The sequence below is a fragment of the Sellimonas catena genome (genome assembly GCF_027924685.1).
GTDB classification, from domain to species: domain Bacteria; phylum Bacillota; class Clostridia; order Lachnospirales; family Lachnospiraceae; genus Sellimonas; species Sellimonas catena.
On sequence record NZ_BSBO01000001.1, the window covers coordinates 171,536 to 186,450 of the forward strand.

Here is a 14,915-nt window from a genome sequence, read left to right on the forward strand (position 1 = left end):
TCACTTCCTTCCTGCTGATAATCCTAATGTTTTCAACAAATGTTTAAATTTCTCTCTTTTTATCCGTTTAACACGTATCTTTTCTATCTTTTTCAGATAGACTTGTATTCTACTTGCCATATCTTCATTGTTCATTCTTTACCCTCTCTTTCTGCCCACGATGCCAGAAGCATAAATATAATTTCTTCCATCTGAGTCTTTGTATATGTCTCTGGAAAATATTGTTTCAATTTCTTCGCCGGAATCTGCACCTGAACTTTTCCAATACTTTCATTCATGCAAATCTGGTCAATCTCTGAATACGTCAACATCCGTTCTTTTGAAATCTGTTTAAATTCCTTTGCCTGCTTCATGGACGGTACTATATTGTGATTATGCATATACTGAAGTAATATCTGCTGCTCTTCAGTTCTCAAATAGGAAACTTCAACAGCTGTATTAAAGGGAAGCTTCTTCTCGTCTGCCAATTCTAAAAACTCTGCGATCAACTCTGTCAGATGAATATATCGAAGAATCTGTCTGGAACTATCTCCTGTATTCTGACTGACTTCTTCCGCCGCTAACTTCTTGCCAACTTGGCAAGAAGTTAAATCAGATCGTTTTCCCTGACGCTTTAACGCCTCATATTTCATTTTATAAGCAAATGCCTTTTCGCTGATCAGCAGCTCTTCTCGTTGAATGTTGGAATCTACCATAATCACCGTCGCTTCATCATCTGTAAGATCTTTGATGATAACCGGCATTTTCTCTAGTCCAGCAAGTTCACATGCTCGTTTTCGCCGATGACCAGCTACCAGCTCATAACCACCAGACTCTCTCAACCGCACAATACCAGGAACCAACACGCCATATTGTGTAATGCTTTCTGATAATTCTTCCATTTTCTTATCATCTTTTACTTGAAACGGGTGATTTGGAAATGGATGAAGGCTTCCTATTTTTATCTCGCAAATTCCATTGTTTGTTTCTTCGTTTGTTCCAAACAACGCATCAAGTGGCTGTAAGGAAATGGGAGTTGCTCTTTTTTTAGATGGCATCTTCTAGCACCTCCTCCGTCACTCTCCGATAAGCCTCTGTAGCTTTGCCTTTCGGATCATAAGAGAAAATACTCTGTCCTTCTCTGACTGCTTCCTTCATTCTTACAGAAAATGGAATATAATTATCAAAGATATGAATTTGACTTCCATATACATTTCTGAGAAGTTCCATATTATTTCTGGCATCATTTGTATGCGCATCGACCATCGTGAACAGAATCCCACCGACTTGCAACTTCGGATTAATCTGCTTACGAACCTTACCGATCGTTTTTAACAACTGCTGCAAGCCTTTGATTGGCAGGTAGGACGCTTCAACTGGAATGAGGACTTCATCTGATGCAGCCAGCGCATTGATCGTAATCATTCCCAATGATGGCATACAGTCAATAATGACTGCATCATATTGATCCTTGATACCATATAAAATCTGTTTCAATACATATTCCCTGCTCATTGCATTTACCAACTGTACTTCCGTACCTGCCAGTCCAATGTTAGAACAGATAATATCTATTCCCTCTGCCTGATGTCTGATATAACAGTCTGAAGGAATATCTTCATCTTTCATTACTGCATCCATAAGAGCTGTAAGTGTTTCATTACTGTCATCACAATCACGATATCCAAATCCTGCGGATACATCAGACTGTGGATCGGCATCTACAATCAACACTTTCATATTCTTTTGTGCTAATCCTACTGCTAAATTAGCTGTACATGCGGATTTTCCAGTTCCCCCTTTTTGGTTTACAATAGAAATAATTCTAGCCATTTTTCATCACCTTTCATCGTCGTCAATCAAAAAGAGGACTGAATTAGACAACCGGAATCTATATTCCATGCGAGCTAATTCAGTCCTATAATTACAATAATTCTGTTGTTTTTACTCTTGTCTTACACAAATCCATTTCCAGTCTGGATCTGTAATAATTCATATTCTGGAATGACAGCGCTGCCTTATTTTTCCCTTTTTCAGGGAGTTAAAAATAAGGACTAAATTAGTGCAACCCCTTGTATTTACTGGAGTTTTCTAACTTGTCCTTATTATAACTCGACCATGAGCTGTGATATTGGGAAGCTGCAGTTTGTAGATCCCATTATACTTCTTCACCACATGATTGAAGTAGTGCTGCCAGTGCATGGCAAGGGTCCTTTACCAAAGATGGCTGTTGGAAGTGATGTCCGGTAAAGAAGGTTTGCTTCTTCCAGAGCGGGCTCACCACAGTTGATCTCTCCGACAGCATCTACCTGTTCCGAATCAACCAGGATCTTATCCAGTTCCCGGACAGATACCTTTCCATCCTGATAACGGATCAGTCCCTGCCTGTCCATGGCTACGAGATAGGTGTAAGCGGTGCTACGCACAACCTCCATCGCATTGGCAATCTGCGTGATTGTCGGCATCGCACCAGCATTCTCCAGATAATATTCACTGATATACTGCTTTATCCTGTTCATTAGCTCCGGGTCCTTATGTCTCATAAAAGGATCCTCTCTTTCTAAGTTCTAATGCGAACAATTTGTTTTCGATAGGATTATTATAGAACATATGTTCTGTTGCTGCAACATGTTTTTTGCAAAAAGAAAGGAGGTGTCGCCGTATGGCAACACCTCACACATCTTACTTCTCATTTTCAGGGAAAACACAAAACTTTTTTTGAATAGAATCTATCTTATCTAAGGAAAGACATTCTACTGCATCGCCAAGGATCTGCTGAACATCAGGATCTGAAATAGAGTAACCAATAAATATGATGGAATATTCGAGGACACGACCTTGATAGAGAACTCTTAGATTTCAATTCCATAAATTCGTTAGTCTTATGACTTCCACTGTTTCTTCTATTCCCTCCAAGTCAACTGGAGATTTTGAAACAAACACATATTTATAGCAATTCATTCCTGTTGCCTTTACCTGTTCGATTTCTTCTCGAACAATTGCCGTCGGAATCGTTTCTTTTCGGAATTTTACTTCATAAAAAACATATCCGTTTTCGTCCTCTGTTACAACATCAAATTCTCCGTTTCTTTTCTCTGCCGGAAGGTCATAGTAGTATTTTCCAATTTTCTCAATCACCGGAGAAATCTCTCCTGCCCTGTTCTTTCGGATCAAGTACTGCTTACAAATTTCTTCGAAATAATGCGGAACATAGAAGGATTCAAAATCCTCGCGGATATATTTCTCATAAAAAATCGACGGATCCATGATCTTTCTTTGCGAAGCATACCGAAAAATATACCGGTAATAAAATGCTGAAAGCGGATCACTGATATGGTAGCTTGCTTTTCTTTTATTTCCCTCATCATTAATCGGCGTTCTTTTCTCGACCACCTCCATCTTAGAGAGTTTATCAAGTACATCCACTAATGTCGGACCACTGGATACATGAGATTGATCGAGAATATCTTTATACTTGGTATATCCCCTGGACAAAGCTTCAAATACCTCGTTTGCGTTTGTAATTTTGGAGATTTCTGCGTTTAAGTACATGGAAACCTCATTTTCCAAACGCGCCTCTGGAACCACCAAAAGTTCCAGCAGGTTCTCTTCAACAGAAATGGAATCATCCACTAAACGATTGTAATATGGGATACCTCCAAATACAGAATAAATCTTTATTCGGTCCTCTTCGGAAAATGCCGGATAAAACTCGGCAGACTCATAATAATCCATAGGCTTTAGGTTGATCGTAAGATCAATACGGCCATACAAAGGATTAGAGGGTTCCATCAGATTTCTCATGATTTCTACAAATGATCCCAAAATAATAAATGTGAGTTTTGCAGAGTCTCTGTATTTATCAATCATCGCCTGCAGAATGCTGTCCATTCCCTTGATGTTTTCTCTCAGATAAGGATATTCATCCAGAACAAAAATCATATTCTCTTCGCATGATCTTTGAAAGATGTACTCAAGAACCTCCTCTATGGATTGATATCCAAGTTTTGGAAGATGTAACTCTTCCGATAAAATATTGCAGATTCCCTGTGCGTTGCTTTCTTCTGCCACCTGCTTGCACTCATAATAAATGCTTTGGCACGTTGTACTTTTGAGAAGCTGCTTCACCAGCTCACTTTTTCCCACCCGTCTTCGACCATAGATCAAGACGGTTTGCATCGCTTCCTCTTTATTAGTGTTGGCAATTGCTCGATTAAGCTTTCTCAGCTGTTCCTTTCTCCCAATGAATTTCATTTTATTCGGTCACCTCCGACTCGGTTTCGTTCGAATATATTATAACATGTTTTTGTGTTTTTTCAATTCTTATTCGGTTTGTTCCGACTCGATTTTATTCGAATAACTATTTTCGGATATAACGAACCATACACAACTATGAGCTATCTTTCAGATATGCGAAGGCACATGCCTAATATCTGGATACTTCTCTAATTTTCTCCTGCTTTCTATAGTTGATTAAGTGCCTTTTGAAGCATTTCACTATATTCATTACGTGTTTCAATTGGACTCTCGATCAGGATTTTCCCACCGGCTCCAAACACCCAGCGATAAAATGTAGGACCTGCACAGACCTTAAGAAGTATGTATATGCAGCAGCGGACCGGTTCCTTTAAGGAAGGTTTTTCAAAGAACACTTTTTACCGGTTCCTTAATTCGGTAAAAACAAACTGGCTCCGTTTTACTTCTCTTCTTGCTGCGGATATCGTTAATAATGATCTCAAAGCTCTAACAGATGATAACAGGAAAAATGTGTTCATCATTGATGATAGCCTTTTTAGTCGAACCAGTTGTAAGAAAACAGAACTGGGATCAAAAGTATTTGACCATACCGATATGCATTTCAAAAAAGGGTTTCGGATGCTTACTTTAAGCTGGAGTGATGGAAACACATTGATTCCGGTAAACAGCTGCCTCTTAGCATCTGCAAAAGAAACAAATATTATCGGTCCGGTAAAGAACTTTGATAATAGGACTATTGCAGGAAAAAGGCGTAAGCTTGCTCAGACAAAAGCACCAGAAGCAATGATGACTTTGTTGGATACTGCCCTCAGTGCAGGACTAAAGGCTGATTATGTCCTTTTTGATTCCTGGTTTTCCAACCCGGCACAGATCACAGCCATCCATTCAAAAGATATGGATGTGATCGCTATGATTAAGAAAAGCAGCCGCATCAAGTATTCGTACTGTGGTGAACAGTTGAACATCAAAGAGGTCTATTCCAGGAACAAAAAACGCCGTGGCCGATCAAAGTATCTGCTTTCTGTTGACGTCATGGTAGGAAAAGAGAATCCTATTCCGGCGAAAATCGTTTGCGTAAGGAATAAAGCAAATCGCAAGGACTGGCTTGCTTTTATCTGTACAGATACGACCCTTTCCGAAGAAGAGATTATCCGTATTTATGGAAAGCGCTGGCAGATTGAGGTTTTCTTCAAGACCTGCAAATCTATGCTGAACCTGATTGGAGAATGCCGTAGCTTATCCTATGATGCACTGACAGCTCACGTGGCTATCGTGTTTACCAGATATATGTTACTTGCAATGGAACAGCGCCAAAATGTAGATCAGAGAACTCTTGGGGAATTGTTCTTTTTTCTTGTTGATGAAATGGCAGACATTACTTTTAGCAGATCACTAGGCATCCTGATGGATGCCTTAATGGCAAGTCTTCAGGAAATCTTAAAGCTCAGCGATGAGCAATTGACAGCTTTTACTGCTGATTTTGAAGCAAGACTACCGAAATATCTGCGTAACGCACTCCATCCAGAGTCTATAGGAGCATAAATCACTATTTTGTTAGCTGAAATATTGAATTTTCAAGGTGCAAAGCCCATTTTAAGTATGGGAAGTCTTAGTTAGATATATCTGAATTTCCACTCGTGGAAAAACCAGAAACACACTATCTTGTAACTGTACCTATATCGCATGACACACCTTTTGAGCAAGAGATAGAATTGGTGGTAACAGAAACAAAGAAATACCAGTTGAGGCGTTTGCATGACGCTTCTTATGGCGCCATACTGCCGGTAGAAAACCTGTATTGCGGAAATCTTAACGGCTATTCGGCCCTTTATATTGAGTTACCGTTTCCTACACACCGAAAGGGGCTTCATGTTCAACCAAAAGGAAAATATCTAAGGGCTTTTTGCAAAGGAGATTGGAACAATTTACCCGGACGTTATACGGAAATTCTCGCCTATGCAAAGGAAAACAATCTGCAATTTTGCGGTTCTGCATATGAAAAAGGTATCAACGAGCTTGTCATTGATACCTAAGACGATTATATCACTCAAATTGAGATACCCATTAAAACGGAATAGTGCGGGCTACTGTCTTTCCAGCAATGTTTCCCGAGCATACGACAGGCAAAATTAAAGTCCTTGCTCTCAAGATATTGAACGGCCTCTTCTGCTGTTTTGACAAAATGGGCGCCTTCTTCTGCTTCTTTGAAGCTCAGCACAACAACCTCCAGGTTTTCAAATACATCTTTCATAAAAAGAACCTTTGGAAAGCATGGCATCCATGGCAGTAACCCTTATTTGTTCCGGTGTGTCCGGAATGCTCGACTCCCCTCGTTGATATTGACAACCCTCCCCTTAAATGCTAATATTTTTCTGGTAAAAATGCCTCTAAAAAGGGGCGTGGTTCTCCGCGCCGGAAAGGATCAATTGTCATGAATACTCTAAAGAAAATATATTGCAGGACGTTTCAGACCGGATTAAAGATTGCCCTTCCGTTCCTGCCTTACCGGACACCAAAGGTCGTTGGAAGCGTGACTGTCCTGCCGGAAGTGATCCGCAGAAAAAACTGCAGTAAAGTCCTGATCATCACAGATGCGGGCATCCGTAAGCTTGGCCTGACGGTACGTCTGGAAAAGGCGCTGGATCGTGATGGGATTCCCTACTGTATCTACGATAAAACCGTAGCCAATCCTACTACTGTGAATGTGTCCGAGGCCATCGATCTTTATAAAACAGAAGGCTGTGACTGTATTATCGGGTTCGGCGGTGGTTCCAGTATGGACTGCGCCAAGGCAGTCGGAGCCTGCATCGCCAAACCAAAGCAGACGCTTGCAAAAATGAAGGGAATTCTGAAAGTCCACAAAAAGCTGCCGCTTCTGATGGCTGTTCCGACTACTGCCGGTACCGGAAGTGAGACGACGCTGGCCGCAGTAATCACAGACGCCCAGACTCGCCACAAATATGCGATCAACGATTTTCCGCTGATCCCGCGGTATGCGGTTCTGGATCCGAAAGTCACGTTAAGTCTGCCTCCATTTATCACCGCAACTACCGGTATGGATGCTCTGACCCACGCTGTGGAAGCATACATCGGCAATTCCACTACTTACGGAACACGCAAAGACGCTCTTATGGCTGTTAAACTGATTTTTGAAAACATTGATACGGTATATGAAGATGGAAGCAACGTGGAGGCACGGCGTAACATGCTGCGGGCTTCTTTCTATGCCGGATGTGCATTTACCAAATCCTATGTAGGATATGTCCATGCCATTGCCCATTCTCTTGGCGGGGAATACAATGTACCACATGGTCTTGCAAATGCAGTCATTCTTCCAATGGTGTTAAAGGCCTATGGCGAAACGATTCATAAGAAACTTGCACGTCTGGCTGTCGCCGCCGGTCTGGCCGACAAGGACACGCCTTGTGACGAGGCCGCCGAACGCTTTATTTCGGCCATTCAGGATATGAAAAAGAGATTTGGCATCGGTGATTATATTCCGGAAATCCGGGAAACCGATGTTCCTAAGCTGGCGCATTACGCCGACAAGGAGGCCAATCCGCTCTATCCGGTTCCGGTACTGATGAATGCGGCAGAGCTTGAGACCTTTTACTATATGCTGATGCCTGAGCCGGCAGATTCAGCAGAAGATTTTGAAGAATCAAATGAACCTGTTGTTGAGGAAGGAGTGACAAAACATGACGGAACAGGAAATTAAAGACCTTGTTACCAGACAGAGGAAATACTTTCAAACCGGAGCGACACTTCCGGTCAGTGCGCGGACTGCTGCACTTCGCAAACTATATGCTGCCATCTCTTCCAATGAAAAAGAAATTCATAACGCACTGAAAAAAGATCTTGGAAAAAGCGCGTTTGAAAGCTACATGTGTGAAACCGGACTCGTTCTGGAGGAAATCAGCTACATGCTGAAACATGTACAACGGTTTGCAGGCGAAAAGAGAGTTCGTACTCCGCTGGCTCAGTTTCATTCCAGAAGTTATCAGAAACCGTCACCTTACGGTGTTGTACTCATTATGAGCCCATGGAATTATCCGTTTATGCTGACGCTGTCCCCGCTGGTGGATGCCCTTGCTGCAGGAAATACCGCTGTCGTAAAACCAAGCGCCTATTCTCCGTACACCAGTGAGGTGCTTCAGAAAATCCTTTCACAGTGTTTTGATCCTCAGTATGTGGCTGTTGTAACCGGAGGCCGGGCTGAGAATACCTGTCTTTTGAAGGAACACTTTGACTACATTTTCTTTACCGGCAGCCAGGCCGTTGGAAAAGAGGTTATGCGAAACGCGGCAGAACATCTGACGCCTGTCACGTTAGAGCTGGGTGGAAAGAGCCCGTGTATTGTAGACAAGACTGCCGATATCAAACTGGCAGCAAGACGAATTGTCTTCGGAAAATATCTGAACTGTGGACAGACCTGTGTTGCACCGGACTATATTTACTGCCACCGTGCCGTTAAGGACAGACTGATCAAAGAAGTGCAAAAGCAGATTCAAAAGCAGTATGGAAAACAGCCGCTTCGGAATCCAAATTACGGTAAAATCATCAACGAAAAACATTTTGACCGGATTCTTGGGCTGATTGACGAGAAAAAGGTTGTGCATGGTGGAAACTTCGATCGGAAAACACTCCGCATCGAGCCTACGGTTCTGGATCATGTGACCTTTCAGGATGCAGTCATGCAGGAGGAAATCTTCGGACCTCTCATGCCGGTTCTGACATTTGACAACCTGGATGACGTGATCCGTAAAATCAATTCCATGCCTCATCCACTGGCGCTGTACTTCTTTACTTCCGACAAAGCGGCGGCAAAAAAAGTGACTTCCCGCTGCGGATTCGGCGGTGGCTGCATCAATGATACGATCATCCATCTTGCCACTACAGAAATGGGATTTGGAGGATTTGGTGAAAGCGGCATGGGCGCTTATCATGGAAAAATCGGCTTTGATACTTTCTCCCACTACAAGAGTATCGTAGATAAGAAAACCTGGATTGACCTGCCGATACGTTATCAGCCATACCAGAAGCTGCATGAAAAAATGGTACGCTTCTTCCTGAAATAGTCTTTTGGGAAACAAGATTTGAAATCACAAAACTTTTTCTATATTCAAAAACCTGCCGCACGCTATGCTGTGCGACAGGTTTTTTCATCATCCGGACACTCTTCGGGTATGTTTATTTTACCTCAACCAGTTCGATCCGGAAATTCAGTTCTTTTCCTGCCATCTCATGGTTGGCGTCAAATGTGATGGATGTCTCATCTTTTTCAACGACAGTCACCGGGATTGGCTGTCCATACTGACCGCTAAGGTAAACTTTCTCACCCGGTTCCAGATCTTCTGATCCCGGCAGCTGTGCCATTTCAATCATGAAAATGGCATTTGGATCCGGCATGCCGTATGCTTCTTCCGGCATCAGATGAATATCTACAATCTCTCCCACTTCCATATTAGCGACAGCGGCATCAAATCCACGGATCATCTGTCCTGCACCGCAGATAAATTCCAGCGGTTCTCCACGATCGTAAGAAGAATCAAACTGGGTGCCGTCGTTAAAGGTTCCTCTATAATGTGTTTTACAGATTTTACCCGCATTGCGTCCGGTAATCGGAGGCTGGTGGGATCCGCATCCGGCACAGCTTCCGCAGCTGCCGCCGCAGGAATGTTCTTCGTCATGCTGACCGCAGTCATGTTCTTCTCCGTGATGTCCGCAGCTGTGTTCCTCGTCATGGTGGTGGTCACAGGTTGCACCGGAGGAAGTCAGTTCTCCCTTCAGATATGCTTCTACTGCCTGATCCACATCGCCTTCCGCTCCGGAACATAATTCGATACCTGCTTCTTCCAGGGCTGCCTGTGCTCCACCGCCGATTCCGCCGCAGATCAGCACATTAACACCCTGTTCTGCCAAAAGACCTGCCAGTGCGCCATGTCCTGTTCCATTGGAACCGATCACTTCGCTGGAAATCACGTTCTGACCTTCCACTTCGTAAATTTTGAAATTTTCTGTTTTTCCAAAATGCTGAAAAACGTTTCCATTATCATAAGTTACTGCTATTTTCATGTCTTCTTTTCTCCTCATTGATTTCTATTTCTGATTCTGGCCATTCTATTATAAAACATCATCCTCTGATTTCCAAGTCTTTATGCCAGAATCTGCTCCGGATGAAAATTCAGGTAATCTCCCGACACGAGAAAATATCGGATTCCCCGGTAAGTTCCCCGGATGCTGTCTCCAAATCTCTGTTCTCCATGACAGTGGGAATACACAACCGCTTCCACCCCGTACTCTTCCGCGATCCGGGTAAAGGGCGAGGTTCCCTCCAAAACATTGGTCGGCGGATAATGCAGAAACATCACAAACTTCCGGTATCCGGCCTCTTCCGCCTGATGGAACGACTCCTGAAGCCGCTCCATTTCTCTTGCAACCAGCTTTTTCGCCTGCTCTTCTCGTTCCTCATCCCATCCAAAGATTCTCCCCTGAAAATCCAGATAGAATGGTCCTTCAAACGTATATCCTTTCGTCCCTACCAGCGCATAATCCTGATAGGCGGCAAAATTATTCTGCAAAAAGAAGAGCCGTCCATCATATTCCTCATTCAGCCGTCTGGTCTTCTTCGCATCCCAGAACATATCGTGATTGCCCCGAAGCAGAATCTTCCGCCCCGGCAGCCGTTCGATGAAATCAAGATCCTCCCGGCATTCTGAAAGCTTCCTGCCCCAGGAATGATCGCCGGTCAGCACAAGGGTATCCTCCGGCCTCACGATGCGATTCACGTACTTTTCTATTTTACGTTCATGGTGTTTCCACACTTTTCCAAATGCGTCCATCGGCTTGTCTGCCTGAAAGCTTAAATGCAGATCCCCCAATGCATACAATGCCATCCGGAATCACCTCCCCCTGCTCAAATCTATACTAGAAATCGTACCGGCGGATTTCGCAGTTTTTCACTCCAAATGTCGCGTATTCTTCGTTCGTCATGTCGGTAAAATACGACTGTACAACTCTGGCGATTCCGTTGTGCGCAACCAGAATGTACGTCTTTTCGTCTGACTCTGCCTTGATGTCATCCAGCAGATTATAGATTCTCTGGGCCAGCTGGAGCGTCGATTCTCCGTTTCCATGGTGGCTGGCAAACTGTTCTTTTTCCTTCTGGAAATCAGCGGCATTTCTTGGAGATGTACCCTCCCATTTGCCGAAATGCTGCTCGATCAGCCGCGGTTCTGCCTTTGCCGGAATCCCCATGATTTCAGAAATATGCCGTGCTGTCTCTGCTGCCCGGACAAGCGGAGAATACAGAATTTCATCCGCCTGGATGCCTTCTTCCAGAAATTTCCTGCCTGTCTCCACAGCCTGCTGATGACCGTACTCGGTCAGTTCACTATCTGTCCTTCCACAGATCTTACCTTCTACGTTCCAAACGGTCTGCCCGTGTCTTACAAAATAAAAATGTCCCATATCTGTTTCTCTCCTGTTTTATTTTCCATCTGAAAGGAACCGTTCCACTGCCCGGTTGAATGTCTCTGGATTTTTTGCTGCAATAAAGTGATCCCCTTTCAGGCAGACGAATTTCGCCCCCGGGATACTCTTTGCAATCAGCAGGGAATGCCGATGCCGGATCATGTCATTCTTTCCTACGAGAACCAGTGTCTTAGAAGAAATTCTGCTCAGATCTTCCGGACGGATATACGGATCCTTCACCATAAGTCCCAGTAGCTCCTTTTGCTTTTTCGCCTTTTGGGAAACCGGCGCAAGGAGCGATGCCGCGCCATATCCCGCCCAGATCGGCAGTACAATCAATGTCTTCATTCCGGAAGGATAAAGATTTGCGCCGTTCAAAATGAGTTTTCTCACTTTCTGTGGATATTGAAGTGCAAACACCAGTGCCGTATTTCCTCCATCACTGAACCCGAGAATGTCTGCCCGCTCAATTCCCTTTTCTTCCATGAAGTCATGCAGATCCTCCGCAAACTGCCGAATGGTAAACGGGGCATTTCCTCGCGGACTTTGCCCGTGTCCTCTCGTATCGATTGCGATTACTTTTCGTGTTTTGGCAAAATGCCTGATCTGACGGGCAAAGTAGCGGCTTTCTTCCCCGTTTCCGTGCAGTAAAATCAGCGGTTCTCCTGTTCCTCTTTCGATGGAATAGAGCCGGATGTCACTCATCTTGTCCCTCCCGCTTTTATAAGCTGCCAAACAGTTCTTTTGCTTTTTCCATTCTTTCCACGACCGAAACATCGAACGGACATCGTGTCTCGCAGCCTTTGCATGCAATGCAGTCTTTTGCATTGGCTGAAAGTCCTTCATAATGCGCCTTGACTGTTGCCGGCACTTCTTCCTGCATGGCAGCCAGATCATAGAGTTTGTTCACCATGGCAATATCGATCCCTGCCGGGCAAGGTGCACAGTGTCCACAATATGTGCATTGTCCACTGTAGGCATGTTGCGGCGCCCTGGCCAGCACGCTCGCATAATCCTTTTCCTCTTCTGTGGCGTTCTCATAAGCAACCGCCTCCTTGACATGTTCTGTCGTATCATATCCTGCCAGCACACTTGCCACACCCGGTCTTGTAAGGGCATAGTGAATACACTGAACCGGAGTCAGGGCCACTCCAAACGGAGAAGTCTTTTCGGAAAAAAGACGTCCTCCCGCATATCCTTTCATAACGGTGATTCCGACACCCCGCTGTTCACAGATCTGATACAGCTCCGCCCGTTCCGGATCGATGCCCTGAAGATGTTCCTCATAAGACTCCGCAAAGTATGTATTCAGATCTTCGCTTGCCGGAAGCAGATCAAACGCCGGATTGATACTGAACAAAATCATCTCGATTTCGCCGCTTAATGCCGCAAGCTTTGCCACTTTCGGATTGTGAGTACTCATTCCAATATGGTGAATGATTCCCTTTTCTTTCTGTTCCTTTACATAAGCCAGAAATTCTCCTTCCATGATCCGGTGAAATTCTGCCTCTTCATCCACAAAATGAATCATGCCAAGGTCAATATAATCTGTCTGAAGGCGTGTCAGCAGGTCCTGAAATGCTTCTTTTACCTTCGCAAGATCCCGGGTGCGGACATACTGTCCGTTCTGCCATGTTGATCCAAAATGCCCCTGAATGATCCATTTTTCTCTTTTCCCCTCCAGTGCTTTCCCGATATTGGAGCGTACATTCGGCTCCGACATCCAGCAGTCCAGAATGTTGATTCCATAGCTTTCGCAACAGTCAATAATCTCTTTTACTTCTGCTTCGTTGTGGCGCTCCAGCCACTCTGCTCCTAATCCAATTTCACTGACCTTTAATCCTGTATTTCCCAATTCACGATATCTCATTTCGTTTCCCTCCTGATGTTTCCGGCTTTTTAACCTATTCGTTTCCACTCCAGTAAATTCTTTTCTCAAACCCGCCTCGTTTTCTTCGTTTCTCATCTCGTACTTTAAGCAGATCTTCTCTGGAATATCCTCTGGCCTTACAGATGGCGGATAACACTTCCAGAATATCTGCCAGTTCTTCCAGAGACTTATCCGCCTGATACTCTGCCACCTCTTCCTGCAGCTTTCTATCCAGTTCATTCAGATACTCTTCCTGATCCAGAATACGGGTGACAGGCGTCTTCCCATCCGCCCGAATGATATCCGGTATATTGTCCCGAACCAGCTTTCCTTCTCTCATTGTGTCACGTCCTTTATAATTTGTCGTATTCACTGTTTCTTGCTTTTTCTGAGTAATTTCATCCAGATCCAGTCCACTTACTCCATTATATCATTCCCCTTTTATTTATAAAAGGCGGAAAGCCCAATCCTTTAACAGTTCCCGGTATACACATACTTCAGGTATTTCTCTGCAATCTGCTTCATCCTGTACACCTGCCTGACCTCTGTTGCTTTCCGATCGGTCATCTGATATCTTGGGAAAAATCTGGACACATGCAGTGGGATCTCCGGACTCAGTGAGGCAATCCATGCTGCCTCCTGTTCCATTTCTTCTTTTGAATCATTTTCACCCGGCACAATGAGTGTCGTCAGTTCCACATGGCAGTCCTTTGCCGCTCTTTCAATAAACGCTTTTACCGTATTCAGATTTCCACCAAGTTTTCTGTAATAATCTTCTGTAAATCCTTTCAAATCAATATTCACCGCATCTATATATGGTAAAATTTCTTCCAGGATTTCCAGTTCCACTGATCCATTGGTGACCACTACCGTTTTCATTCCATTTTGTTTTACCAGACAGGCTGTGTCCCGGACAAATTCGTATCCTACAAGCGGTTCATTGTAAGTAAATGCCACTCCGATATTTCCGGCATTTTGATACCCGGAAGCAAGCCGGGCCAGCTGAGCCGGTGTCACGTCCTGCCATCCAATCTCCGTCTGTCCGGCCATGGAAATCTCATGATTCTGGCAGAACGGGCAGAAAAGATTGCACCCAAAGCTTCCTACCGAAAGGATTTTGCTTCCCGGATAAAACCGGGCCAACGGTTTCTTTTCGATCGGATCCAGCATTGCGGATGTTACTTTTCCGTAATTCACACTGATAATCTTGCCATTTTCGTTCTTTCTTGCCCTGCATCTGCCGTACTGTCCTTCCAGAAGCGCGCAATAATGCATACAGACCGGGCATACTTTCCTGCCATCGGATGAATTTCCCATCTCATTACGTTTTTCTTCT

The 14,915-nt window shown here is 44.2% G+C and carries 16 protein-coding genes and 1 pseudogene; 4 read left to right on the plus strand and 13 right to left on the minus strand.

Annotated features, from left to right (window positions below; genetic code table 11):
* The 5 genes from Selli1_RS00885 to Selli1_RS00905 all read right to left on the minus strand — a co-directional run bounded on the left by Selli1_RS00885 (window position 1) and on the right by Selli1_RS00905 (window position 4,233).
* Window positions 1-135 (minus strand): hypothetical protein, encoded by a 135-nt coding sequence (locus Selli1_RS00885; RefSeq protein ID WP_255420280.1) that lies wholly within the window; start codon window positions 133-135, stop codon window positions 1-3.
* Complete coding sequence (locus Selli1_RS00890; RefSeq protein ID WP_281872061.1) at window positions 132-1,037, minus strand: ParB/RepB/Spo0J family partition protein; 906 nt, start codon at window positions 1,035-1,037, stop codon at window positions 132-134. Before Selli1_RS00890 ends, Selli1_RS00885 begins: the two co-directional genes overlap by 4 nt.
* Window positions 1,027-1,812, minus strand: coding sequence for a ParA family protein (locus Selli1_RS00895; protein ID WP_015529850.1), 786 nt, complete (start codon window positions 1,810-1,812; stop codon window positions 1,027-1,029). Before Selli1_RS00895 ends, Selli1_RS00890 begins: the two co-directional genes overlap by 11 nt.
* Window positions 1,813-2,147: 335 nt before the next feature.
* On the minus strand, window positions 2,148-2,522 hold the full coding sequence (locus tag Selli1_RS00900; RefSeq protein WP_281872062.1) for a LexA family protein: 375 nt from the start codon (window positions 2,520-2,522) through the stop codon (window positions 2,148-2,150).
* Between the two features lie 316 nt (window positions 2,523-2,838).
* Window positions 2,839-4,233 (minus strand): ATP-binding protein, encoded by a 1,395-nt coding sequence (locus Selli1_RS00905; RefSeq protein ID WP_281872064.1) that lies wholly within the window; start codon window positions 4,231-4,233, stop codon window positions 2,839-2,841.
* A gap of 330 nt (window positions 4,234-4,563) precedes the next feature.
* On the opposite strand from Selli1_RS00905, the pseudogene Selli1_RS00910 reads away from it, so the two are divergent.
* Together Selli1_RS00910 and Selli1_RS00915 are read left to right on the plus strand one after the other, a co-directional pair.
* Window positions 4,564-5,778 (plus strand): annotated as a pseudogene (locus Selli1_RS00910) (IS4 family transposase); the annotation flags it as partial.
* A 173-nt stretch (window positions 5,779-5,951) separates the two neighbouring features.
* Entirely contained in the window at window positions 5,952-6,269 is a 318-nt protein-coding gene (locus Selli1_RS00915) for a hypothetical protein (protein WP_281872066.1), read from the plus strand.
* A gap of 14 nt (window positions 6,270-6,283) precedes the next feature.
* Here Selli1_RS00915 and Selli1_RS00920 read toward each other — a convergent pair whose 3' ends face one another.
* Window positions 6,284-6,487: a hypothetical protein gene (locus Selli1_RS00920; RefSeq protein ID WP_138373997.1), complete on the minus strand. Its 204-nt coding sequence runs from the start codon at window positions 6,485-6,487 to the stop codon at window positions 6,284-6,286.
* Between the two features lie 180 nt (window positions 6,488-6,667).
* Between Selli1_RS00920 and Selli1_RS00925 the strand changes: the two genes are divergently transcribed.
* Together Selli1_RS00925 and Selli1_RS00930 are read left to right on the plus strand one after the other, a co-directional pair.
* Window positions 6,668-7,954, plus strand: coding sequence for an iron-containing alcohol dehydrogenase (locus Selli1_RS00925; RefSeq protein WP_281872067.1), 1,287 nt, complete (start codon window positions 6,668-6,670; stop codon window positions 7,952-7,954).
* On the plus strand, window positions 7,935-9,314 hold the full coding sequence (locus Selli1_RS00930; RefSeq protein ID WP_281872068.1) for an aldehyde dehydrogenase: 1,380 nt from the start codon (window positions 7,935-7,937) through the stop codon (window positions 9,312-9,314). Before Selli1_RS00925 ends, Selli1_RS00930 begins: the two co-directional genes overlap by 20 nt.
* Window positions 9,315-9,426: 112 nt before the next feature.
* Here Selli1_RS00930 and Selli1_RS00935 read toward each other — a convergent pair whose 3' ends face one another.
* The 7 genes from Selli1_RS00935 to amrS all read right to left on the minus strand — a co-directional run bounded on the left by Selli1_RS00935 (window position 9,427) and on the right by amrS (window position 14,896).
* A complete protein-coding gene (locus tag Selli1_RS00935) occupies window positions 9,427-10,311 on the minus strand; it encodes a NifB/NifX family molybdenum-iron cluster-binding protein (protein WP_204863620.1) in 885 nt (294 codons plus the stop codon).
* Between the two features lie 80 nt (window positions 10,312-10,391).
* Window positions 10,392-11,132 carry a metallophosphoesterase gene (locus Selli1_RS00940; protein WP_204863619.1) on the minus strand — a complete coding sequence of 247 codons (741 nt, stop codon included), beginning with the start codon at window positions 11,130-11,132 and terminating at the stop codon, window positions 10,392-10,394.
* A 31-nt stretch (window positions 11,133-11,163) separates the two neighbouring features.
* Entirely contained in the window at window positions 11,164-11,706 is a 543-nt protein-coding gene (locus Selli1_RS00945; protein ID WP_191436011.1) for a histidine phosphatase family protein, read from the minus strand.
* Between the two features lie 18 nt (window positions 11,707-11,724).
* The gene (locus Selli1_RS00950; RefSeq protein WP_138373993.1) at window positions 11,725-12,414 is read right to left on the minus strand and encodes an alpha/beta fold hydrolase; all 690 of its coding nucleotides are present in this window, start codon (window positions 12,412-12,414) and stop codon (window positions 11,725-11,727) included.
* A gap of 16 nt (window positions 12,415-12,430) precedes the next feature.
* Window positions 12,431-13,579, minus strand: a complete 1,149-nt coding sequence (locus Selli1_RS00955; protein WP_281872070.1) for an aldo/keto reductase — start codon at window positions 13,577-13,579, stop codon at window positions 12,431-12,433.
* Window positions 13,580-13,613: 34 nt separating this feature from the next.
* Window positions 13,614-13,919 (minus strand): nucleoside triphosphate pyrophosphohydrolase, encoded by a 306-nt coding sequence (locus tag Selli1_RS00960; protein ID WP_138373991.1) that lies wholly within the window; start codon window positions 13,917-13,919, stop codon window positions 13,614-13,616.
* A gap of 131 nt (window positions 13,920-14,050) precedes the next feature.
* Window positions 14,051-14,896, minus strand: coding sequence for an AmmeMemoRadiSam system radical SAM enzyme (gene amrS / locus Selli1_RS00965; RefSeq protein ID WP_138374003.1), 846 nt, complete (start codon window positions 14,894-14,896; stop codon window positions 14,051-14,053).
* Window positions 14,897-14,915: the final 19 nt, after the last annotated feature.